This is a genomic window from Rhodomicrobium vannielii ATCC 17100 (genome assembly GCF_000166055.1).
GTDB classification, from domain to species: Bacteria; Pseudomonadota; Alphaproteobacteria; order Rhizobiales; family Rhodomicrobiaceae; genus Rhodomicrobium; species Rhodomicrobium vannielii.
In genome coordinates, this window is sequence record NC_014664.1 from 550212 (window position 1) to 571649 (window position 21438).

General features: G+C 62.5%; 19 protein-coding genes. 15 read left to right on the forward strand and 4 right to left on the reverse strand.

Annotation, left to right across the window (positions count from 1 at the left end):
• Positions 1-130 precede the first annotated feature (130 nt).
• The 6 genes from rpmH to RVAN_RS02380 all read left to right on the forward strand — a co-directional run bounded on the left by rpmH (position 131) and on the right by RVAN_RS02380 (position 6470).
• The gene (gene rpmH / locus RVAN_RS02355) at positions 131-268 is read left to right on the forward strand and encodes a 50S ribosomal protein L34 (RefSeq protein WP_013418163.1); all 138 of its coding nucleotides are present in this window, start codon (positions 131-133) and stop codon (positions 266-268) included.
• Between the two features lie 25 nt (positions 269-293).
• Positions 294-692 (forward strand): ribonuclease P protein component, encoded by a 399-nt coding sequence (rnpA, locus tag RVAN_RS02360; protein ID WP_013418164.1) that lies wholly within the window; start codon positions 294-296, stop codon positions 690-692.
• A gap of 130 nt (positions 693-822) precedes the next feature.
• Positions 823-2958: a membrane protein insertase YidC gene (yidC, locus tag RVAN_RS02365; protein WP_013418165.1), complete on the forward strand. Its 2136-nt coding sequence runs from the start codon at positions 823-825 to the stop codon at positions 2956-2958.
• A gap of 6 nt (positions 2959-2964) precedes the next feature.
• Positions 2965-3609 (forward strand): ribosome biogenesis GTP-binding protein YihA/YsxC, encoded by a 645-nt coding sequence (gene yihA, locus RVAN_RS02370; protein ID WP_013418166.1) that lies wholly within the window; start codon positions 2965-2967, stop codon positions 3607-3609.
• A gap of 400 nt (positions 3610-4009) precedes the next feature.
• On the forward strand, positions 4010-5698 hold the full coding sequence (locus RVAN_RS02375; RefSeq protein WP_013418167.1) for a hypothetical protein: 1689 nt from the start codon (positions 4010-4012) through the stop codon (positions 5696-5698).
• Between the two features lie 139 nt (positions 5699-5837).
• Entirely contained in the window at positions 5838-6470 is a 633-nt protein-coding gene (locus RVAN_RS02380) for a hypothetical protein (protein ID WP_013418168.1), read from the forward strand.
• Between the two features lie 30 nt (positions 6471-6500).
• Here RVAN_RS02380 and mepA read toward each other — a convergent pair whose 3' ends face one another.
• From mepA to RVAN_RS18635, 3 genes are all read right to left on the reverse strand, one after another.
• Positions 6501-7442 (reverse strand): penicillin-insensitive murein endopeptidase, encoded by a 942-nt coding sequence (mepA, locus tag RVAN_RS02385; protein ID WP_169309502.1) that lies wholly within the window; start codon positions 7440-7442, stop codon positions 6501-6503.
• Position 7443: 1 nt separating this feature from the next.
• Positions 7444-8205: a hypothetical protein gene (locus tag RVAN_RS18630; RefSeq protein WP_049779182.1), complete on the reverse strand. Its 762-nt coding sequence runs from the start codon at positions 8203-8205 to the stop codon at positions 7444-7446.
• 292 nt (positions 8206-8497) lie between these two features.
• Positions 8498-10621 (reverse strand): wax ester/triacylglycerol synthase family O-acyltransferase, encoded by a 2124-nt coding sequence (locus RVAN_RS18635; RefSeq protein ID WP_013418171.1) that lies wholly within the window; start codon positions 10619-10621, stop codon positions 8498-8500.
• Between the two features lie 127 nt (positions 10622-10748).
• Between RVAN_RS18635 and RVAN_RS02405 the strand changes: the two genes are divergently transcribed.
• Together RVAN_RS02405 and RVAN_RS19995 are read left to right on the forward strand one after the other, a co-directional pair.
• Positions 10749-11459: an FFLEELY motif protein gene (locus RVAN_RS02405; RefSeq protein WP_013418172.1), complete on the forward strand. Its 711-nt coding sequence runs from the start codon at positions 10749-10751 to the stop codon at positions 11457-11459.
• Between the two features lie 135 nt (positions 11460-11594).
• The gene (locus RVAN_RS19995) at positions 11595-11756 is read left to right on the forward strand and encodes a hypothetical protein (protein ID WP_013418173.1); all 162 of its coding nucleotides are present in this window, start codon (positions 11595-11597) and stop codon (positions 11754-11756) included.
• A 131-nt stretch (positions 11757-11887) separates the two neighbouring features.
• On the opposite strand, the gene soxR is transcribed toward RVAN_RS19995, so the two are convergent.
• Positions 11888-12385, reverse strand: a complete 498-nt coding sequence (soxR, locus tag RVAN_RS02410; protein ID WP_041788071.1) for a redox-sensitive transcriptional activator SoxR — start codon at positions 12383-12385, stop codon at positions 11888-11890.
• Positions 12386-12547: 162 nt separating this feature from the next.
• Between soxR and RVAN_RS02415 the strand changes: the two genes are divergently transcribed.
• The 7 genes from RVAN_RS02415 (at position 12548) to RVAN_RS02445 (ending at position 21414) form a co-directional block, all read left to right on the forward strand.
• Complete coding sequence (locus RVAN_RS02415; protein ID WP_013418175.1) at positions 12548-12745, forward strand: hypothetical protein; 198 nt, start codon at positions 12548-12550, stop codon at positions 12743-12745.
• On the forward strand, positions 12738-13832 hold the full coding sequence (locus RVAN_RS02420) for an efflux RND transporter periplasmic adaptor subunit (protein WP_013418176.1): 1095 nt from the start codon (positions 12738-12740) through the stop codon (positions 13830-13832). Before RVAN_RS02415 ends, RVAN_RS02420 begins: the two co-directional genes overlap by 8 nt.
• Positions 13833-13839: 7 nt before the next feature.
• Entirely contained in the window at positions 13840-16872 is a 3033-nt protein-coding gene (locus tag RVAN_RS02425; RefSeq protein ID WP_013418177.1) for an efflux RND transporter permease subunit, read from the forward strand.
• A gap of 918 nt (positions 16873-17790) precedes the next feature.
• Positions 17791-18717, forward strand: a complete 927-nt coding sequence (locus RVAN_RS02430) for an ABC transporter substrate-binding protein (RefSeq protein ID WP_169309503.1) — start codon at positions 17791-17793, stop codon at positions 18715-18717.
• A gap of 15 nt (positions 18718-18732) precedes the next feature.
• A complete protein-coding gene (locus tag RVAN_RS02435; protein WP_013418179.1) occupies positions 18733-19743 on the forward strand; it encodes an ABC transporter substrate-binding protein in 1011 nt (336 codons plus the stop codon).
• Complete coding sequence (locus RVAN_RS02440; protein ID WP_013418180.1) at positions 19740-20444, forward strand: GTP-binding protein; 705 nt, start codon at positions 19740-19742, stop codon at positions 20442-20444. Before RVAN_RS02435 ends, RVAN_RS02440 begins: the two co-directional genes overlap by 4 nt.
• Positions 20431-21414, forward strand: coding sequence for an ATP-binding cassette domain-containing protein (locus RVAN_RS02445; protein WP_013418181.1), 984 nt, complete (start codon positions 20431-20433; stop codon positions 21412-21414). Before RVAN_RS02440 ends, RVAN_RS02445 begins: the two co-directional genes overlap by 14 nt.
• The last annotated feature ends 24 nt before the right edge of the window (positions 21415-21438 follow it).

Sequence of the window (21438 nt, forward strand, 5' to 3'; positions counted from 1 at the left end):
CGATGCGCCTTTTCAACGGCCGGGTTCTCCTTTGCGTGAGGCCCGGCCGTCCGATAATCTCACAGAGCATGATTGACGGCGGCCTCCGAAACGCCCTATCTATGGCGTTTGAGAGAGAAAGCGCCTTGTCATGACCAAAAGAACCTATCAACCGAGCAATTTGCGCCGGAAACGCAAACACGGCTTCCGCGCACGCATGTCCACCAAGCAGGGCCGGACCGTATTGTCCCGCCGCCGCGCGCGCGGCCGCACGAAGCTCTCGGCTTAAACAGTCGAAAAAAAGCGCTGCGGCCATGGAGACGCTCAAGACGCGCGCGGAATTCAAGCGCGTGCAGAAGGGCCGCAAATGGGTGACGCCTGCCTTTATCATGCAGGGCCTCGCCCGCGCGGACATCGAAAGTCAGGGTCCGCGCTTCGGGTTCACCGTATCGGGCAAGTCGGTCGCCGTTGAAGGCGAGGGCGGCAGGAAAAGAGGCAAGGCGGTCGACCGCAATCGCGCGAGACGTCGCCTCAAGGAAGCCGTTCGCCTGACTTTTGCGGAAGCCGCACGGCCGAATCTGGATTACGTGATAATTGGCCGCGCCGTTGCGCTGACCAGAAAATTCGAAGATCTACTTGCGGATATGCGGCGTGCATTCCATAAAGTGGGCCAGCCGGCGCGCTCCGACAAGGAAAATAACCCTGCCCCGTGAACGCTGCGCTGGAAAAGCCGGATTGTCTTCCCACGAAGTCAGGAACCGGCTAAAGCGATTTGGCTGAACGGATTGGGCAGTCTTTCTTCGATGGCGTGGCGCGCATCGAACGGTTTTTCTGAGCGGGTTCATGGACAACAACAGAAACTTCATCATCGCGATTGCGCTTTCGCTTTCCGTGCTGCTTGGCTGGCAGTTCCTCTACATGAAGCCCGCCTCCGACAAGGCGCGCCAGCAGGCCATCGAGGCGCAGCAACAGACGGCAGGCGAACAGGGCACGGATCCGACAGTGGGCGGAGCGGCGATTCCGCCGCGCGCATCCTCGGTGATCCCGGTGCCGACGACGCCGAAATTCGCGTCCCGCGAGGCAGCCCTCGCCGCGACACAGCGCATCGCGTTCGACACATCGTCCCTCACCGGCTCGATCAACCTCAAGGGCGGCAGCGTCGACGACGTCACCTTGAAGGAGTACCGGCAGACGGTCGACCCGAACAGTCCGCCGGTCACGCTTCTTTCGCCAGCGGGCAGCCCCGAACCTTATTATGCCTATACCGGCTGGTATTCCGACCAGGCGGATATCTCCGTTCCCGGTCCCGATACGGTTTGGAAGCAGCAGGGCACTGGCGCGCTCGCCCCCGGCAAGCCCGTCACGCTTACGTGGGACAACGGCAAGGGCCTCGTCTTCAAGCGCGCGATCACGCTCGACGAGCACTACATGTTCACCATCACCGACACGGTGGAGAACAAGACCGGCAAGCCGGTCACGCTGCGGCCACGCGCCGAGGTGGCGCGCCTCTACGAGCCGACGAACCTTTTCGGCTATTCCGTGCTGCATGAGGGGCTGATCGGGCTCTTCAAGGACGCGGGGCTGAAGGAACTTACCTACTCCAGCGCCATCAAGAATTTCGACCCCGCTGCCGATAATGGCAAGGGCGTGTCGAAAGAGATTATCAGCGACAAGGGCGGCTGGCTCGGCTTCACCGACCAATACTGGGCGGCGGTGCTCGTTCCCGATCAGTCCAAGCCTCTGACGGCCCGACTTTTCGGCACGCCGCAGAAAGATTTCTTCGTCGAGTTCAGCGAGAACCCGGTGACGGTCGCGACGGGCGCATCCGAGACTTTCACGAACAAGTTGTTCGCGGGCGCGAAGAAGGTCGTGCTTATCGAACAATACATGGCGGACGACAAGATCGATCGCTTCGACAAGCTCGTCGACTGGGGTTGGTTCCCATTCCTCACGCAGCCGCTCTATTTCCTTTTGAACTGGCTATATCTGCATGTCGGCAATTTCGGCATCGCGATCCTTCTGACGACGGTTCTTGTCAAGGTTCTGTTTTTCCCGCTCGCCAACAAGTCCTATTCGGCGATGAACAAGCTGAAGATGCTTCAGCCGGAAATGAAGAAGATTCAGGAGCGCTTCAAGGACGACAAGCAGCGTCAGCAACATGCCATGATGACCCTCTACAAGAAGGAGAAGGTCAATCCGGCTGCGGGCTGCCTGCCCATCCTCGTGCAGATCCCGGTGTTCTTCGCGCTTTACAAGGTTCTTCTCGTTTCGATCGAGATGCGGCACGCGCCGTTCTACGGCTGGATCCACGATCTTTCCGCTCCCGACCCGACGAACATCTTCACGCTGTTCGGCCTCATCCCGTGGACGCCGCCGCATTTCATGATGCTTGGCGCGCTGCCTCTGATCATGGGCTGCTCGATGTGGCTCCAGATGCGGCTCAATCCGACGCCGCCGGACCCGATCCAGCAGAAGATCTTCGCGTGGATGCCGGTGCTGTTCACCTTCATGCTTGCACCGTTCCAGGCCGGCCTGATCCTCTACTGGACGTGGAACAACATCCTGACCTTCGCCCAGCAGGCGCTCATCATGAAGCGTCAGGACAAAAACATGAACCTTCTTGAGCAGATCGGGCTCAAGAAGTCGAACGGCGCTGCGAAGCATCGGTCGCATGCGCATGACGTCGCGCACAAGCCAACGGCGGAGCCTGTCCGTCCGGGCAAGGCGGCCGATGTCAAGACTGCATCCGTGCCGGCAACGGCCGACTCGGCAGCACCCGTTGCTAATGCCGGCGAAGCAAACGAGGCGGTATCAACGGCGGAGGGTGCGCAGGCCGTGATCGACAAGCCGCAGCCGACCGAGCCGACAACGGCGCGTCCGGTCGCACCGGTTGCGGCCGCGCCGAGGGGCAACCTCGCGAGCAAGAAGTCGGTCAAGCAGCGCGGCAAGAGCGGTCGCAATCGCCGCCCCGGCCGGTAGCGGCCGATGACGGCGACCGACGAGGAAAACCACGCGCGGGAGTTGGCAGCCCGCGCGGAAGCGCTGTTCAAGGCTCCCGCCGAGTTCGTGCTCGGCGTGACCGATGTTGCGGCGCTCCCGGAAGGCAATAGGCCCGAGGTGGCATTCGCCGGACGCTCGAATGTCGGCAAGTCGAGCCTCCTCAACGCGCTCCTGTCGCGGCGCAACCTCGCGCGCGTTTCCAACACACCAGGGCGCACGCGTGAGGTGAATTACTTCTCCGTGGGCGATGCGCTTTATGTTGTGGACATGCCCGGCTATGGCTACGCCAAGGCCCCGAAAGCGCTGGTGAAAGGGTGGACGCAACTCATCCACGATTACCTGCGCGGAAGGCCCCAGCTCAAGCGCGTGATGCTCCTCATCGACAGCCGCCACGGTCTGAAACCGTCCGACAAGGAAATCATGACGCTGCTCGACAAGGCGGCCGTGTCCTATCAGGGCGTTTTGACCAAGGCCGACAAGCCAAAGGCCGGCGATCTCGGACAGGTCGTGCGCGAGACGGAAGCCGTGATGCGGACACATCCTGCCGCGCATCCCGTGGTTCTGACCACCTCCTCGGTCGATGGCGCGGGGATCGAAGAACTTCGGACGGCAATTGCAGAACTTTGTTAATCTTTAATTAATACTTACGAGTCTTCGCCTCCCTCAATATAGCGCGATCACGCAAACGTGATCGCATGGCTATTTACAACCGGGAATTTCTCCGGGTTGGCGGATAGGTGCCCACCCTCGGCATCTAACGCTCATACGCCTCATCAGAAAAAATCCACGTAGAACAAGGAGATAGCATCTCCTTATGCTCTCGCTCGCGGTTCGCCGGCGCTGCGCGCCTCCAGCGGGGCGCAGCCTTAAGGGTGATCGGCAGGTGCACGCTCTGCGCGAGATAGCTATGTCCTTTTCTTGGTATTTACCCTACTGTTTCTATCAGAAGTTGCATCGAACTTCTTCGAGTTGGTCTCTGTAATGCGTGGTGTGGTCTGTAAAAGTAAATGTAAAATTGAGTGAGAAAGTAATGGCACGTCAAAAAGAAAACAAGACGGCGGAGCCCACTGCGTTAACGGTTGCCTTCACCCTTTCCCTTCTCGTCAGCGTCAGCACCATCGCCATAGTAGCGTGCCTGTCGCAGGCTCACGCGCAAAGCACCTTCAGCGATCCTAGCCAGGGCTGGGCCTCCTCCAATGGGTCGAGCACGACCTACACCAAGAAGTCGCAGATCTATAACGGGCAGGTGATCGGCACCGATACTTTGGGACACACCACGGTTCTGCAAGGTTCGGGCGTGACGTCGTCAAACGGTTCCGCGAGCGCTTCCTTCACCGCAAACGGTCTGTCGGTCTCCAACGGCTCAAACGTCACCACTGTCGGCCCGAGTTCGGTGACGACAGGGACCGTCTACGCGGATACGTTCAGCGGAGGCTCTCTCTCCACGACCAGCGTGAGCACGTCGTCGCTTTCGGTTTCGAACGGCTCGAACGCAACCACCATCACGCCGACATCGGTGACGACTGGCACCCTGAAGGCGACCACACTCGACGTGGACAACTTCAACGCCACGAACCTCACCAGTACGAACCTGACCAGTACAAACATCAATGCGACGGGCGCGATTACAGCCACATCGCTGACCACGACCGGAGCCGTCAATTCGGGTTCGATGAACACCGGCACGATGAACGCAACCACCGTGAATGCCTCGACATTCAACGGCGGGGCCTTCAACGGGCAGTCGCTCACCGTGACGGATGGAACGCACACAAGCACCGTTATGCCGGGCTCGATCTCGACCACAGGAACGCTCAGTTCGGGCGCGTTTACGTCGAGCGGCATTACCTCCACAGGCGACATCTCGGCGACCGGGGTTTTGTCGTCAGGCTCGATCTCGACCGGCGCGATCCATGCGACCGACATCACGACGAACACGATCACCGCCAACACGTTCAACGCCACCAATCTCGGCACGTCGAACCTCACGGTGTCCAACGGCACGAACACCACAACGATCACGCCGACATCGGTTACCACTGCGTCCGTCAACACCGGGACGCTGACGACAGACCATATCTACATCCAGCACTCTGGCGGAACGAATTACATCGACCTGAATGCCAGCGGCGACTCGGCGACCTTCCAGGGCATGAAGCTCACGGTCAAGACAGCTGACGGATCGAGCTACACGAAGGTTGTCGATGGCCATGTCGAGGTTTCGGACAGCCTCATCACCAAGGATCTGAAGGCGACCGGAACCACGACGCTTTCCAACCTCAAGGTGGGGCAAGGAGGCACCGCTGATATGGGCGGCGCGGTCGTGCATAACGTGGCGGGGCCGGTGGTCGGCAGCGACGCAGCGAACAAGGCCTATGTCGACTCCGTCTGGTCGGATAACACCGCACGCGTTCAGGAACTGGACGGGAGAATAGATGCGGGCCTGCGCTCCGCGAACCGTCGTATCGACGAAACGCAGGAGGGCGTCGCCATCGCGCTCGCGCTTCAGCAGCCGATCTTCGCGCCGGGGCAGAATTTCGCTGTGCGTGCCGGTTGGGGCAATTTCGAGGGCGAGAGCGCGTTCGGACTGTCGGGGGCGGGTATCATCGGCCGCGACTGGTTCGGCCAAGGCACGGTCGTCGCTCTCGACGGCGGCTTCGGCTTTGGCGCGAGCACCGGCGCCATGGCGGGCAAGGCGGGCTTCACGTTCGGTTGGTGATCTGTTTCATCTGAACGATCCCACTAACGAAAATGAAGGCTCCCGGCCATAAGCTTGGGCCGCGCCGTCTGGGCAACGGCGCGTCAACCCTCTCTGCAATCATCAAATGCGGGAACGTCGTTTCGACCGACGGCATGTCATGAAATCCACCGTGTTCCGAGTTGCCCTTTTACGTGCTGCCCTATGCTCTGTTGCGATCTTCTCCGCGAGCGAAGTGCTTGCGGAGGGCAAGGGGGCACCCCTCGCCAAGCGGGCTCCCGAGGCCGCCGCGAAATCCCAGCCGAGCGCTACGATGGACGGCGTTCAAATCGCGATGCTGATCAAGTCTACCGTCATCGCGCTCCAGCACGCGAACCAGACCGGCAATTATTCGGTCTTGCGGGATCTGGGGACGCCACTGTTCCGCGAGCGCTTCGATCAGGTCAAGCTCTCGGCGATCTTCTCGGGCTTGAGGGGCCGTGGCGTCAATCTCAGCCCGATTCTCGTGCTTTCGCCGACACTGACGAAGCAGCCGGAACTGACCGATCAGAGGCAACTTCGGCTTGTCGGCAATTTCCCCACGCAACCGCTTCAAATCAAATACGAACTCGTCTATCAGCAGATCGACGGCGTCTGGCGCGTCGATGGCGTGTCGGTTGAGGCCGTTGCCGTCCAGACGACGGAGGCCGGACGGGCTGGCGGGACGCCTTCGCTCGCTGCGCAAACGCCGGCGCCAGTCAAGCCCGTCGCGAGCGTGAAGTCGGGAAAGAAGCCGGTGCAGCGCCAATACTGATGCCGAACTGGCTCGGCGCTTCCTCTATCGTCAACGCGCTCCCGATGCCGTCGGTTTCTCGGCCTCGGCCAAATCGAGCAAAGCCTGACACTCGCCCGGCAGGTCGGTGACGAGCATGGGCTTCGGCTTGGGCTGAGGTTTCGGTGGCTTGGGAGGCTTCGGGCGAGGCGCACGCAGCTTCCTGAACCATGCATCGAGTTCCTCTCCGCACCCGTCGTCAGCCTTGATCGCGGGTTGTGAGACGCAGCCATTGCTACCCGCCGGGCAACTCAGGCGGACATGCAGATGGTCATCGTGTTTGTACCAGGGGCGGATTTTTTGCAGCCAGACGCGGTCGCTTCCCGCGCTGTCGCACAGAGCTTTCTTGATGGCGGGGTGCACGAAGATCCGCGAAACCTCGGGGTAAGAAGCGGCGCGCTTGACGAGCTTCGTCTGCGCGTCCGTCCAGCGCGCGGGATCGACCGTCAGCGTGGTCTGATCGACGTAGTTGGTGGCGGCGAATTTCTCGCGATCTTCCGCCGACAGCGTTCGCGCGGGCATGAGATTATACCAGAGATCGACGTCGATGCCGCTCTGATGGCTCGCATGCCCGCCGAGAAGCGGACCGCCAATCGGCTGTGCCATGTCGCCGACGAGGATGCCGGGAAGGCCGTCGAGGCGCTTCACGTCACGCGCGAGCGTCTCAATATAGGAGATGAGCGCGGGATGCCCCCAGTAGCGATTGCGCGAAAGGCGCATCGCCTGCCAGCCATCGCCATTCATCGCGATCTTCTGCGCGCCCGCGACGCAGCCGAGATCGTACCGGCCGATGGCCTGCGGGGGCAGCGCGGGCGGAACCTTGATCGCTCCGAACGCTTTCTTCGCCTCTCTGGGCTCTGCGATTGGTGCGGAAGCATTTTCGGCATGAGCGGCGAAACAGAGAGCCGCGATTGTCAGCGTGCAAAGCGCCGCGCTTGAGAGTTTGTGCTTCACGTCAACGGCCAAACGGGTTCCAGGCCGTGTTGGGTGCTGGCGCTGGCGCAGGAACCGGAGCCACCTCTACCTGCGTTTGCTCCGCAGGAGCAGGAGCCGGTGCGGATGGCGCGGGTACGGACGAAGAGAGTGATGGCCCAGCCTGCTGCTGGGGCGTCGGTCGCGCGGGTTGCTGAGGCGCTGCGGCCTGGTCCGGCTTCGGCTTTTTCGGAGACGGCGAAGCTTTCTTTTGCGGCTGTTGTGGCGCGGCGCCGCCAGCGGGTTGGGTCAGGTCGATCCGGATCGGTTTCGACTCGGCTGCGCGCTGCGGCGGTGCCTCGTTCATGGTAGACGCCTGCTGACCCTCCCCCGGAGGCGCGACGTTGACCGCGATGGCCGCCAGCATCCATTGATCGCCCGTAATCTGGAAAGCGATGTCGAAATTAACGTGCTCCGGCGCTGTCGCGAAGAAGCCGGTCAAACGGAGCACTTGCCCTTCAAGCATGTTCGGCTGAGCGGTGAGCCTTGGCGGGAAAAACATGACGGGGGATATGTCGATCTTGCGGTTGCGCAAGGTCGCAAACGCCTCGGCAAGTTTTGCGGGGTTGTTCGTCTGCTGGAACGTGGGCGTGCCGAGTTCGCGCAGCACCGAATAATTGCCGGTGATGTTGGCCTGATTGAGGGCAACGATCGCATTGCGGATCATGAGGATCAGGCGAAGCTCGTCGGGCGACTGCGCCTGCTGCTGTCCCGCCGGCTGCGCCGAAGCCGTGACAGGCGCCATCGCTAGGGCTACCGCACAAAAAAGGCTCAGGCTGTATTTTCTCACGGGTACCCCTCGACCATCGCCAGTCTGCCAGCCATTCTTAATAGCCGGACCGGGTGACTTCAAGATGAAAGGGCCACGTGCAGGGGTTATGCACGCCTTGGTTGCGCGCAGGCATGGTGGGCGCGTGATGCTTCGGCGCGGTGGTTTGGTCGGCGTCTGGCGGCACGACGCGGAGCGCGCACCGTTTCAGGCCGCTCCGCACGGCGTGACCCTGCCGCGCAAACATCCATGACCGCGACGCTCGTCGTCAGCTCCTCGGCAGTTTGCGGCGCGCCGTGGCTTTCGGTGCCGGTGATGCCACCGTTTCGCCGCCGCTGCGAATGCGCGCGGGTTGCCGGGGCTTCCTTGGCGTCGGCGGCGGCACAAGCGGCGGGGTCGCAGCGGCCGCCGCCGCTTTTGGGCCAGCCGCTTTTCCCCGTTCATTGGCGGGCAAATTTGCTACGCTGCCTTCCCTCGAACGAACAGCCGCCTCTCTTGAAACCGCTTTGGCTCCTTTGCGCGCCGGTGCTCGTCCAGGTGCATCGCTCGCATCACCGAATGCACTTCGAGAGCGAGCGTCCTCAATGTCAGGGCGTGGCTTCGCCCTTCCGCGCACTGCGGCCGCGATTGGCGTTGCCTCGGGCGCCGCTGAAAGGTCCGGCTTGAAGGCTCTCGGCGACCTGCGCGCGCGCGGTGCGGCACCGGTCGCTTCGGCCGCAAGCGCTATTTCGGCGGTAGCGGGTGTTTCGGGCCGCTTGCGACGGCTGGCGGCTCCGCTGGGCACCTTTGCCGATGCGATGCCAGTTGGCAGGTTCGCTCCCTGATCGTCGTCGGCTTTGGGAACGGGTGTGACCGGCGGAGACGCGGCGGTTTTGGGAGCCTTGCGTGAGCGCGTCACCGGGGGCGACACTTCCCCCTCGGCCTTTGGCGGCGCGTCTGGTGCCTTCGCCGACGGACGCGGCTTCGCACGCCGCGCCTTCAACTTTGGGGTCTCGGCGACGGCGGGAGCGCCTCGCTCGTCCGCATCGCCCCACGCGCCCATCAGAACATAATAAAGCAGTTGCTCGAACTTCGGCCGGAACTCGGCGATGATCGCCTCCGGGTCCGGCACCATGGCCGCGTCCGTAATCAGCCCGAACTGCACCATATCGTTGAAGGACAGGATCGAAACGCCCATGCCGATGTCGCCCGATTGCGGCACCCAGAACATGATCTGCGAGACCCTCGCGCCGCCGAGATAGAGCGGCTCCTTCGGCCCCGGCACGTTCGTCATGACGGCGGTGGCGCGCTTCATGAGCATGTTGAAAAGCCGGTCCTGCACCATCTGCGGCGCGTGGCCGATCACCTCCAGCAGGCCGAGTGTCACCGGCGGCTCCAGCGACTGCTTGAGCGCCTGCATGCGGCGCTGAACCTCAGCGAGACGCGCCAGCGGGTTTTCGATCCCGGCCGGAAGCTCGACGCCCACCAGCCCGAAGCGGTTGCCGAGCTGGCCCGCCTCGTGGCTTTGGCGCATGTCCACCGGAATGAACGCGCGTATTTCCACGCCGTCGGTTTCGTCGCCCTTCGCCTTGAGATATTCGCCGAGCGCGCCCGCCACGGACGCGAGCAGCATGTCGTTCAACGTGCAGCCGAGCGCGTGGCTGACCGCCTTCACCTCCGGCAGCGGGATCGGATCGGTCCACGCCACGCGCTTGTTGCCGGACGCCTTGCCCTTGAAGCGCGTCGGACTGTCCTCCGGCATCATGAGCAACCACGCAAGTTCACCCGCGACGCCCGCGCCCAGTCGCGCGGCCTGCGTGGGATTCTGCGCCAGCGCTGCGGCCTCCTTCCAGAGATCGACGCCCGTGCCGAGGCCGCGCTTCAGAAGTCCGAGGCCGGGGAGGGGAATGCGAAAACCAGACTGGCGCTCCCGCGTCGCGGTCCAGACAGAGCGATCGCCGCCATCGGTGATCGAGAGCATCACGCCCACCAGCGCCATGCCGTCCCCGATGGCGTGATGGATGCGAAGGACGAGCGCCGCGCCGCCTTCATAATCCTCCACGAGCCGGATTTGCCAGAGCGGGCGCGATTTATCGAGCGGCTCGGATGCGAGGCTCGCGATATAGCGTTGAAGCTCGGCCTGGCCAGCCTTGCCCGGCAGGCGTACGCGCTGAATGTGCCTTTCGCGGTCCAACCAGGGATCGTCGACCCACCAGTACTCGCCCGAGCGGGTCTCGATATGCTGCCGAAAGCGGGGGATCGCAAGGAAGCGCTCGCACAAGGTGGCTTCCAGCGTGTTGAGATCGAGCGGCCCCTCAAGTATAAGTACACCTACAATGACCATCGGGTTGGACGGCCGGTCCATTCGCAGCCACGTGGTGTCTACCGCTGAGACGCGTTCCGCTTTCGACATTGGCGGGCACCCCTTGAGGTTCTAAATTGGCGGTTATGCGTCGTGTACGAAACCTTCATGCGCCGGCAGGAAACAATCGTCCAAAACGGGCGACGCTTCTTAGTAAATACATCACAAAGGAAAACGATTGACTACCAGGAACGAGATTGCCAGGCGCATTGAATCGCTGCTCGACGCCTCGGCGGAGCTTCGGGCGCGGCTTGCGGCCCGGCCGCAGGGAGAGGCCGCTCGCGATGCGTTGCGGCAGTGGCAGGCGGAGCGGCTTCAGCGCGAACACGCCGACATCGTGGCCAATCCGCTCTATTCGAAGACGGCGCTGTTTTTTCTGAGCGACATTTACGGCCCGAAAGACCTGAGCCGCCACGAGGAAGAAGTGCGGCGCATCCTTCCCGTGATGAAGGCGGTGCTGCCTGAAGCGGGCCTCGATACTGTGGCGGATGCCATCGAGGTCAACACGATTTCCGAGTCGCTCGACACCGACATGCTGGAGGCGCTCGGGCAGGATGTGTTTGCGCTCGACATCGACAAATGGGTGGCGGCTTACAAGAAGGTCGGCCGCCGCGACGACCGCGAGCGCCAGATCGCACTGATCGCGAGCCTCGGCCGTTCGCTGGACCGGTTGACGCGCAAGCCGTTCATCGGCACGGCGCTGTCGATGATGAAAAAGCCCGCCGAAATCGCGGGGCTGTCCGATTTGCAAAGCTTCCTTGAGCGCGGCTATGACGCGTTCCGCTCCATGAAGGGCAGTTCGGCCGCGTTCGTGCGCCGTGTGACCGAGCGCGAGACGGAATTGATGAACGAGTGGCTACCTGAAGAGCGCGCTGCCGCGTCGAACTGATGGCGCGGCGGCGGCTGTGACGTGTGTCATCCGCTTCAGAACCTTGAAGCGGAATGTGGACTCTGTCACCACCCAAAGTGTCAATCCATACTGTAGCCACGCAAAGTGTTCAGTGCCATGGAACAACCATGATTGATGAGGGCCGAAGTAAAACCGGTATTCCGGCGCATGGCGAAGGAAGCGGGCGGCGTGATCCGGCTCGACGCAATCAACCCACTCCACGCCACCTATCGCATTTCACCGCCCGGCGACGGCAAGGTGCTGGCCCGGCTAACTATCAAGCAAACTAATTATTAACAATAATTTCGCGCTATCTACACACAAATTCGTACTCGGAGTTTTACGGCGCACTGAAAGCGCGCCGTCTGTCATCTCGCGACGCATGACCACAGAGCGAAATGCGTTGTAAGATCCCTGGTGCCCCGTAATCATTCTGGCTCGGGCTGTCCCTCTTGGCTTCGTGCCTCCCCAACGATCGAAGCAAGCCTGCGCGGACCAGCGCCTTCATGGCCTAGTTCGTCGCCGGGGTTGCGCAGCGGACATTCCTCAAGCGACAGGCATCCGCAGCCGATACAATTTATGAGATGCTCGCGCAGCTCGGTCAGCGCGGCGATGCGCTCGTCGAGCATGTCTCGCCACGCAGTTGAAAAATTCTTCCAGTCTTCGACGTCGGGCGGCCGGTCGTGCGGGAAATCCCTCAGCGCTTCCCGGACGACCTGCAAGGGTATGCCCGCGCGCTGGGCAACGCGGATGATCGCAACGCGGCGCAGCACGGAGCGGTGATAGCGCCGCTGGTTGCCGTCGGTCCGCCAACCCTCGATAAGTCCTTTCGACTCGTAAAAATGCAAGGTGGACACCGCCACCCCGGCACGTTTGGCGACCTCGCCGACGCTGAGCGTGATCTTGATATCGTCGTCCGTTTCCATCGCTTCCCTCTCGATGACGGCCTTCGCACTTGCGACGTTGCGACGCGATAAAGCGCGCACACCCATGCTTGACCTCAACATTAGTTGAGGTTTTATAGTCCGTGTCGGCTTGCAGGGGCAAGTCCCGCGACGTCTCAGCGGACGTTTTCAGGAGGGGCCGACATGTTCACCAGTTTCAAGGCATGGCTATATCGCAGGCAGCCGGATTTGGGGCCTGCGCTGTTTATCGGTTTTCTGGCGCTCATTGCCGTTTTGATGTGGCTTGAGACGCTGAGGGTCAGCACCTTTTTCTGCGAAAACGATCTTTGCTGCTCGTTATGGGTGGCTGCCTCTGACGTGCGGGAGGCGACCCATGGTTGATCTGCAGTCGCGCTCCTTTTTCGCGAAATCCGTCTCAGTTCACATCCTCGCTCTCGCGATCCTGACCACCGTGTTTTCCGGGGTCTATGCGTGGCGCTCCATGAGACTGCAATCGTCAGGTCCACAAGCCTTGCCTCCCATCGAGGTCGAGGCCTGGACCGTCGAGCCCAAGGCCGTGCCGCAGGAGTTGGACGCCATAGGCTCGCTCTCGTCCGTGAACGAGGTGACGATTGCGCCCGAAGTGGCAGGCCGAGTGATCGCGATCGATTTCGAAGCCGGGGTGGAGGTGGCAGCAGGCGCCGAACTCCTTCGCCTGTACGATGCACCGGAGCGCGCCGATCTTGAAACGGCGAAGGCAAAACTGGAATTTGCCCGGCTTCAGTTCGACCGCGCGCAGGAACTCGCACCCAAAGGCGCCGAGTCCCGCCAGATGCTCCAGCAGCGCGCCGCTGAACTCGCGCAAGGCGAAGCGGCGGTGCGATTGGCGGAGGCACGCCTCACGCAACGCACGATCCGCGCGCCATTCGCCGGTCGGCTGGGCGTGCGCCGCGTCAACCTCGGACAATATGTGAACGCGGGCGAGCCGCTCGTAACGTTGACCGCGCTCGATCGGCTGTACGTCAATTTTACTTTGCCACAGCAGGAATTATCGAAGCTCGCGAACGGCGGCAAAGTGTCGGTTCGGACCGACGCATGGCCTGAACGCGACTTCGAGGCTCGCATCAATGCCATCGAGCCTGTGGTCGCCGCCGAGACGCGCAATATTTCGGTGCAGGCCACGCTTGGAAACGCGGACGGTGCGCTCCGCCCCGGCCTCTATGTCACCGCGAAAGTGATCCTGCCACCTCGGGCCAGAGCGATCCTTGTCCCCGTGACAGCGGTCGTTACAGGTCCGTCCGGCGACACCGCGTATGTGGTCCGCGGCGGCAAGGTCGAGATCGTTCCGGTCGAAACGGGCCGAAGATTTGGGCCGCACGTCGTCGTGGAGCGCGGTCTCAAGGGCGGCGACGTCGTTATCACCACCGGCCAACTCCGCCTCCAGCCCGGCGCGGCTATCACTCTTGCTACCACCATGGCGAAGAAATAGGCGCGCGATGCGATTTACCGATCTGTTCATTCACCGGCCGATCCTGTCCGTTGTCGTCAGCCTGCTGATTTTGCTGGCCGGCATCAACGCGTTCTTCTCGCTGCCGGTGCGGCAATATCCGAACCTGCAAAGCGCGACGATCACGGTGGACACGAGCTTCCCGGGTGCCACGCAAGACGTGATGCAAGGCTTCGTCACTACGCCGATTGCCCAGGCGATCGCGACCGCGAGCGGCATCGAGTATCTGACCTCCACCACGACCATGGGTCAGAGCCAGATCAAGGCGAAGCTCGTCCTAAACGCGGATTCCGATCGTGCGATGACCGAGGTTCTGTCCAAGGTCCAGCAAGTCAAATATCGGTTGCCGCAAGGCGCGTTCGACCCCGTCGTGACCAAGATCACCGATGGCGCTTCCGCCGTCCAATATATCGCTTTCGTCAGCGACACGCTGACGATCCCCCAGATCACCGATTTCGTGACGCGGGTCGGTCAGCCGCTGATCACCTCGGTCAAGGGCGTCGCTTCCGCAGACTTCGCAGGCGCGCAGGCGCTCGCCATGCGGGTTTGGATCGATCCTGTAAAGCTCGCCGCTCGTAATCTGACGGCTGGCGACATAGCGACGGCGCTGCGCGCGAACAACGTGCAAGCGGCACCGGGCCAGCTTGAAAGCGACCGCAGCATTACCAGCATCACGGCGACAACCGACGCCAGCTCTGTCGGCGATTTCCGGGAGATGGTGATCAAGACCAGCGCCAGCGGCCTCGTTCGCCTTCGCGATGTGGCCGATGTCGAAATCGGTAGTCAGAACCAGAAGACACTCGGTTGGGCGAGCGGCCGCCGGGCCGTCTATCTGAAAATCTCGCCGACGCCCGACGGCAACCCATTGGAAATCGTGGCGGCGACAAAAGCACTGATCCCGAGCATGCAGAGTGTCGCCCCGCCCGGGCTCAAGGTGGAGAACCAGTTCGACGTCGCCCATTTCGTCCATGCTTCGATCGACGAGGTGCTGCATACGCTCGTCGAAGCTGTCGTCATCGTTGTCGTCGTTATCTTTCTGTTCCTTGGCTCGCTCCGCGCGGTCGTCGTTCCCGTCGTCACCATCCCGCTGTCGCTGGTCGGCACGGCGGCGCTGATGCTGGCGTTCGGCTTCTCGCTCAATCTGCTGACGCTGCTCGCCATGGTGCTGGCGATCGGGCTTGTGGTCGATGACGCCATCGTAGTCGTGGAGAACATCCATCGCCATATCGCGGAGGGCCGCTCCCCTATAGACGCCGCGCTCGCCGGTGCGCGGGAGATCATAGGCCCGGTCATCGCGATGACGATAACGCTCGCCGCCGTCTACGCGCCGATAGGTCTGATGGAGGGCCTGACCGGCAGTCTGTTCCGGGAGTTCGCATTCACGCTGGCCGGATCAGTGGTCGTGTCGGGAGTTGTCGCGCTGACCCTGTCGCCGATGATGTGTTCGCGGCTCTTGAGCGGCGAGGCCAGCGAAAGCCGCTTCGCCAGGCTGACCGAGCGCTTTCTGACGACGCTCGCCTCCCGCTACGGGAGTCTTCTGGAGCGAACGCTGACCATGCGGTCTGTCGTGCTGCTCGTCGCGGGCGCGATGCTCGCCGCCATCGTGGTGCTGTTCCTCGGAGCCAAGCGCGAACTCGCCCCGCAGGAGGATCAGGGCTACGTGTTCACCGCCGTGCGCGCCCCGCAATACGCCAATCTCGACTACACGGCTTCCGCAGCCGCCCACGTTCAGCGGATCTTCCAGTCTTTCCCCGAATACGCGGCGAACTTCTTCGTCGTCGGTACCGATGGAATGAACAACGCTTTCGGCGGCATCATTCTAAAGGAGTGGAGTGAACGCCAACGAACGTCGACCGACATTCAGGCTCAACTCTACCGAACCGTCAGAAGTGTGCATGACGCCTCGGTCACGCCGTTCCAGCCGATGGCGCTGCCCGCCTCGACGGGCGGCCTGCCATTCCAGATGGTGCTGCGCTCGCCAGCCGGTTACGACGGGATCTATCAGGAAATGGAGGGCCTGAAGGCGGCAGCACGGCGCAGTGGCCTTTTCGTGTTTGTCGACAGCGATCTCGCCTTCGATAGTCCGACCGCGCGGATGCGCATCGACGTCGCCAAGGCGGGTGAGGTCGGGGTGACCATGCAGACGATTGCCGACACTCTGGCCGTGCTCGTCGGCGAAAACTACGTCAACCGTTTCAACTATTACGGCCGATCTTACGACGTGATCCCGCAGGTCCGCCAGCCTGACCGTGTGTCGCCGGACGCGCTCGGTCGCTTCTACGTTCGCGCCAGATCAGGCGCGATGATGCCGCTCGCCTCCCTCATCAAGCTCGATGTCATGCCGCAGCCCAACCGCTTGCCGCAGTTCAATCAGATGAACGCTGCCACGCTTTCGGCCGTATTGAAGCCCGGCGTGACCATGGGGCAGGCCGTTGCATTCATGGAGTCGCTGCCACGCGCGCCCGGCGTCACCATCGACTGGCTCGGCGACAGCCGCCAGTATGTGCAGGAAGGCAACCGTCTGACCGTAACTTTCGGTTTCGCGCTGATCGTGATCTTCCTTGTGCTAGCTGCGCAGTATGAAAGCTTTCGCGATCCGCTGGTGATCCTCGTCACCGTGCCTCTCGCGGTCTGCGGAGCGCTCGTGCCGCTCTGGCTCGGCTATACGACGCTCAACATCTACACGCAGATCGGGCTCGTGACGCTGATCGGGCTCATTTCGAAACACGGCATCCTGATGGTTGCGTTCGCGAACGACATCCAGCGACGCGAGGGCGCGGGAAAGCGGGAGGCCATCCTCAAGGCGGCGATGGTGCGCATGCGGCCGATCCTGATGACGACGGCGGCGATGGTGACGGGCCTCGTGCCGCTTCTCTTCGCGACCGGCGCGGGAGCAGCCAGCCGCTTCGCAATCGGCATCGTGGTGGTCATGGGAATGCTGATCGGGACGTTGTTCACCCTCTTTGTGTTGCCGACATTCTATGTCCTGCTCGGGAGCGAACGAATGCAACGTCCGAGTTGACCAACAGGTGGGCCAAGGTGACGATATGCGGCGTCTGCTATCTGCTCGAAAGCCGGCGGGGCGATAAATGTAAGGGATGTCAGCTTGTTGTGATCGAAAACGTTCACAATTGCCGCCCCCCCTCGAGTTCCCTTTGATGAAAGGTCTCAGCCTTATCGTCGAGGGCCTTCGAATTCAGTTCCGAAGGATCATCACTGGCGTTTCGAGGCCGTCTAGCTTGACGGACGCCGTGCCGCGAGGGTAGCGACCCTGGCACAGCCCGCGAACGCACAGCCGGTTTACTACTTCAAACGATAGCCGACGCCGGTTTCGGTGATGATGTGCTGGGGGCTCTCGGGATGAGCCTCGATTATATGAGAACTTCGAACATGGGACTCCTCACCCGATGCGTTATTCACCGGCGAAGGATAGGTCGCGGTGGCATATAGGTTCGACGGAGGAGAAAGCGCGAAAAAATAGGGTTCTCATATACAAACAGCGCAAATGCGCGCTGCTTTCGCTAGCTGAGCGGGGTGCCGAGTGCATCGGCATGCTACTGGCACAGCCGGCGCCATGATGACGATCGAGCGCAGGCGGCGACGCGACGTCAGGTGATCGGCGAATGTTCGTACCACCTTGGACTAAACATCTCAGATTCGTACGTTTCAGTACGAATGAAGCCGCGACTGGCATCATTTTCAGATGCCGGTTTGATACGGGGCCGCTACTTAAGAGCCGCAAATCAGTCAGGAAGACACTGGCATGACGCTTGCTGACGGTCCCGTGCCGCCAGTCGATCAAAATGGTCGTGCGCATTTCCGCTTGCCCCTTTCGTCCCTCCCAAAACGATCCCCAACGATGCGATACCGACTGTTCTCCCTTCTCGCCGCCTTGGTCGTCCTGTCGTCAGCGACAGCGAGCGCGGGGGAAGTCGTCGACATGAGCGGTCGACAGGTAAGCCTCACGGATCGCCCGGCGCGTGTCTTCGCCGCTATGTCCACCACGACGACGCTTGTCTTGTCGGTTGCCCCCGAACGGCTGATCGGAACCTATCTCGGCTCAAATTCCAAAGCGGATCGATTCCTTCCGGCAGGCGCACTCGGCAAGCCCCTGATGGAAGTCGCCGGCGTTCAGACCATCGACATTGAAAAGGTGGCACAAGCGAAGCCCGACGTAGCCATCTCGCTTGCGGTGCCGGGCATAGGCGACCGGTTCAGGGGCGATATGGCCCGCATCGGCGTGCCGGTGTTCGAAGTCAAGGCGGAGCGTCTCGAAGACTATCCCGCAGCCTTCCGCAGCCTCAGCACTTTGCTCGGCGAAGCGGAACGAGCCGAAGCATGGGCCGCGTTGCTTGAGCGACGGCTCGCAGAGCTCAAGGCTGCTCGCGACGCCATCCCAGCCGCCGCGCGCCGCCGAGTCTATTACGCTGAAAGTCCGAACGGCATGACAACGCAATGTGCCAATGCCGCACGCGCCGAGGTGCTCGCACTGGGAGGCGCGATCAACACCGTTCCCTGCTCCGGTCCAACCGGAATGGCTTTCACCACGACCATCGATCCGGAAATGCTGCTGCTGCTCGACCCGGACATCATAGTCGCGCGCTTTCCCCAGGCGAGAACTGCGTTCATGACGGATACCCGCTTCCAGAAGCTGCGCGCGGTCAGGGAAGGCCGAATTTTCGTCATTCCCGATCTTCCGTTCAACTGGTTCGACCGACCGCCATCGCATTTCCGGCTGCTGGGCGCGATCTGGCTGATGGATTGTCTTTATCCGGACCGGACAAAGCCGGATCTGGCGGCTACGACCCGGGAGTTCATGCGCCTGTTTCTGGCGCGCGACCTGAGCGCCGATGAACTCGCAAACTGACGGGCGCGCGTTGATATGCTGGATGCGCTGGACGAGGAACCGGTTTTCCCGGAAGAGGATGACGCCCGCGTGCGGCGGCGGCTCGATTATCTCGCGCGCCCTTATCCGCCGCTGCAACGCGAAATGCGCCGCAGCATTCATCTTCTTCTGCGCGACGAGCACCGGCGCAGCGGCCTCGAAGCGGCGTGGTACGTCGCCCGCGTCGGTCCCGCGCAACCCTACGACGACATTGCAGAGGCGACAGACCCCGACACCATCCCCGCGCTGATTTCCGATCCGGGCCTTGGCGGCATTGCGCGCCAACCCTTCGTCGAACGCTGGCTCGATACGGGCGTTTTCGAACAGCGACAGCAAGTGTTCGCGCGGCGTGACTTCACCGAAGCGGGGTTCGCCGACCCGACTGGGCTGTTTCAGGTCGACGGCGCGGGGAGCTGGGTGATCCTCGTCGACAAGACGCGCCTCGCCGGTCGCCCGATACCGCGAAGCTGGGAGGATCTGCTTCACCCGCAATGGCAAGGCGACATTCTATCGAGCGGGCAGAACGGGGTCGTTCTGGCGTTGCTGCTGGTCAATCTCGCGCAGGACTTCGGGCTCGACGGCATGCGCGCCTTCGCCCGTAACGTGCGCGAGGTGCGCGGCGGTGCGGCGATGGCGCGTTACGTCGGCACTGACGACCCCCGCAGCGCCGCGATCTGCGTTCTGCCGAATTTCTGGGCGCATACCGTCGTGCGGCGCGACAGGAGCGAGTTGGTCTGGCCGCGGGAAGGCGCCTACGCCCCTCCGATCCTGCGCCTGAAGAAGTCGGAGACGACGCCTGCGGCCAACTTCATCGAGGCCTACATCACCGGGAGGGAGTGGGCGGCGCGGATGGAATCGGCCCGATGTTTTTCCGTCCGCGACGACGTCCCCGCCGAGCCGCCGGGCGGGGCGCTGCGCTGGATCGGCTGGGAGCGCGCCCGCTCCCTCGACTTCACCTACATCCGCGAAACGCTGGTCGCCGCATATCTGAAGGAACGCACGCCATGAACCTCATCACGGTCGCGGGGCCGCCATCGGCCGGAAAAACATCGCTCATCCTGAAGGCGGCGCGCCATCTCCGCGAAGGCGGCCTGAAGGTCGGCGCGGTGAAGTTCGATTGCCTTTCAGGGCGCGACGGCGACCGCTATCGCGCGGCAGGCATTCCCGTGCTGACCGGCTTTTCGGGCAATTTCTGCCCCGACCACTTCTTCGTCACGAACATCGAGCGCTGTGTCGAGTGGGGACGCAAGCAGGGCCTAGATTTCCTCGTCAGCGAATCTGCGGGGCTATGCAACCGCTGCGCGCCGCATATTCGCGGCTTCCTCGCAGTTTGCGTGCTCGACAATCTGTCGGGCATCGATACGCCCGCCAAGGTCGGTCCCATGCTGAAGACCGCCGACCTCGTGGTTGTCACCAAGGGCGACATCGTGAGTCAGGCCGAGCGCGAAGTCTTCGCCTACCGCGTCCGGCAGGTGAACAGCCGCGCCGATATCATGTTCGCCGACGGCATCACTGGGCAGGGATCGCTGGAGATCGCCATGATGTGGCGCGAAGCACCATCGGGTACGCCGCTGACAGGCGGGCGCCTGCGCTTTTCGGTTCCGTCGTCGGTGTGCTCCTATTGTTTCGGGCAGACGCGCATCGGCAAGGAATTTCAGCACGGCATTGTGCGAGAGATGCCGATCGAGGACTTGAATGATGCCCGATGAAATCGAAATCCTCGACAAGACTGCCGAAGCATTCCTTGCCGCACGGGGCTTCCCGCCCGTCAGCGAGCATCGCAAGCTCGAAGCTTACTGGGCCGCGCTGCCTTGGGAGTTTCGCGATACCTGCGGCTGGACGCTCGAAACGCTTCGGCAGGGGCTGCGAGACTATCGCGCCGCCGAGCGCGAGGGCGCTGCCTCGCTTTCCGTCGAGCGGCTCGACGTGCTGCCAGGCCGGAGCAAGTCGGGCGAACCTGAGTCCTTCAGCCTGACGTTCAGGCCCGGCGACGTGACGGCCATCGTCGGCCCCACCGGCTCGGGAAAAAGCCGCCTGCTCGGCGATATCGAGTGTCTCGCGCAGGGCGATACGCCATCCGGGCGCGTGGTGCTCGTCGATGGCGGCAAGCCCGACCGCAAGACGCGCTTCACGGCCGAGGGGCGGCTCGTGGCGCAAATTACGCAGAACATGAACTTCGTGATGGACCTCGAAGTCGAGACGTTCTTGCGCCTTCATGCTGAAAGCCGTGGATCGCAAACGCCGGATACAGCCGCCGCCGATGTCCTCGAAGCGGCCGTTTCTATGGCGGGTGAGGCCTTCACCGGCAAGACGCCGCTGACGCAGTTGAGCGGCGGCCAGTCGCGCGCGCTGATGATCGCAGGTGCGGCGCTGCTCAGCCCGAAGCCAATCGTGCTGCTGGATGAGATCGAGAACGCAGGCGTCGACCGCGCCCGCGCGTTGGCGCTGTTCACCGACCGGGGCAAGATCGTTCTGCTTTCAACGCATGATCCGCTGACGGCGCTGTCGGGAAGCCGCCGCATCGTGATCCGCAACGGAGGTATCGCCGCAATTCTGGAGACGACGGACGAAGAGCGCGGTTACGCGGAAGTCCTCCTGCGCAGGGAGCAGCGCCACAACGCCTTGCGTAACGCGATGCGTTCCGGCACGCCGCTCGCGCAGGCGTGGCAGGAGCTTTGACGCCCGTTTCATCCGTATGCCGCG

What these genes read in the sequence shown, in the direction of transcription:
- rnpA (WP_013418164.1), top strand. Translation starts at nt 294, where the DNA reads ATGGAGACGCTCAAGACGCGCGCGGAATTCAAGCGCGTGCAGAAGGGC.
- RVAN_RS02415 (WP_013418175.1), top strand. Translation starts at nt 12,548, where the DNA reads ATGTTCACCAGTTTCAAGGCATGGCTATATCGCAGGCAGCCGGATTTG.
- RVAN_RS19995 (WP_013418173.1), top strand. Translation starts at nt 11,595, where the DNA reads ATGAGGGCCGAAGTAAAACCGGTATTCCGGCGCATGGCGAAGGAAGCG.
- yihA (WP_013418166.1), top strand. Translation starts at nt 2,965, where the DNA reads ATGACGGCGACCGACGAGGAAAACCACGCGCGGGAGTTGGCAGCCCGC.
- soxR (WP_041788071.1), bottom strand. Translation starts at nt 12,385, where the DNA reads ATGGAAACGGACGACGATATCAAGATCACGCTCAGCGTCGGCGAGGTC.
- RVAN_RS18630 (WP_049779182.1), bottom strand. Translation starts at nt 8,205, where the DNA reads ATGGCGCCTGTCACGGCTTCGGCGCAGCCGGCGGGACAGCAGCAGGCG.
- yidC (WP_013418165.1), top strand. Translation starts at nt 823, where the DNA reads ATGGACAACAACAGAAACTTCATCATCGCGATTGCGCTTTCGCTTTCC.
- RVAN_RS02425 (WP_013418177.1), top strand. Translation starts at nt 13,840, where the DNA reads ATGCGATTTACCGATCTGTTCATTCACCGGCCGATCCTGTCCGTTGTC.
- RVAN_RS02445 (WP_013418181.1), top strand. Translation starts at nt 20,431, where the DNA reads ATGATGCCCGATGAAATCGAAATCCTCGACAAGACTGCCGAAGCATTC.
- RVAN_RS18635 (WP_013418171.1), bottom strand. Translation starts at nt 10,621, where the DNA reads ATGTCGAAAGCGGAACGCGTCTCAGCGGTAGACACCACGTGGCTGCGA.
- RVAN_RS02430 (WP_169309503.1), top strand. Translation starts at nt 17,791, where the DNA reads ATGAGCGGTCGACAGGTAAGCCTCACGGATCGCCCGGCGCGTGTCTTC.
- RVAN_RS02440 (WP_013418180.1), top strand. Translation starts at nt 19,740, where the DNA reads ATGAACCTCATCACGGTCGCGGGGCCGCCATCGGCCGGAAAAACATCG.
- RVAN_RS02380 (WP_013418168.1), top strand. Translation starts at nt 5,838, where the DNA reads ATGAAATCCACCGTGTTCCGAGTTGCCCTTTTACGTGCTGCCCTATGC.
- rpmH (WP_013418163.1), top strand. Translation starts at nt 131, where the DNA reads ATGACCAAAAGAACCTATCAACCGAGCAATTTGCGCCGGAAACGCAAA.
- RVAN_RS02375 (WP_013418167.1), top strand. Translation starts at nt 4,010, where the DNA reads ATGGCACGTCAAAAAGAAAACAAGACGGCGGAGCCCACTGCGTTAACG.
- RVAN_RS02420 (WP_013418176.1), top strand. Translation starts at nt 12,738, where the DNA reads ATGGTTGATCTGCAGTCGCGCTCCTTTTTCGCGAAATCCGTCTCAGTT.
- RVAN_RS02435 (WP_013418179.1), top strand. Translation starts at nt 18,733, where the DNA reads ATGCTGGATGCGCTGGACGAGGAACCGGTTTTCCCGGAAGAGGATGAC.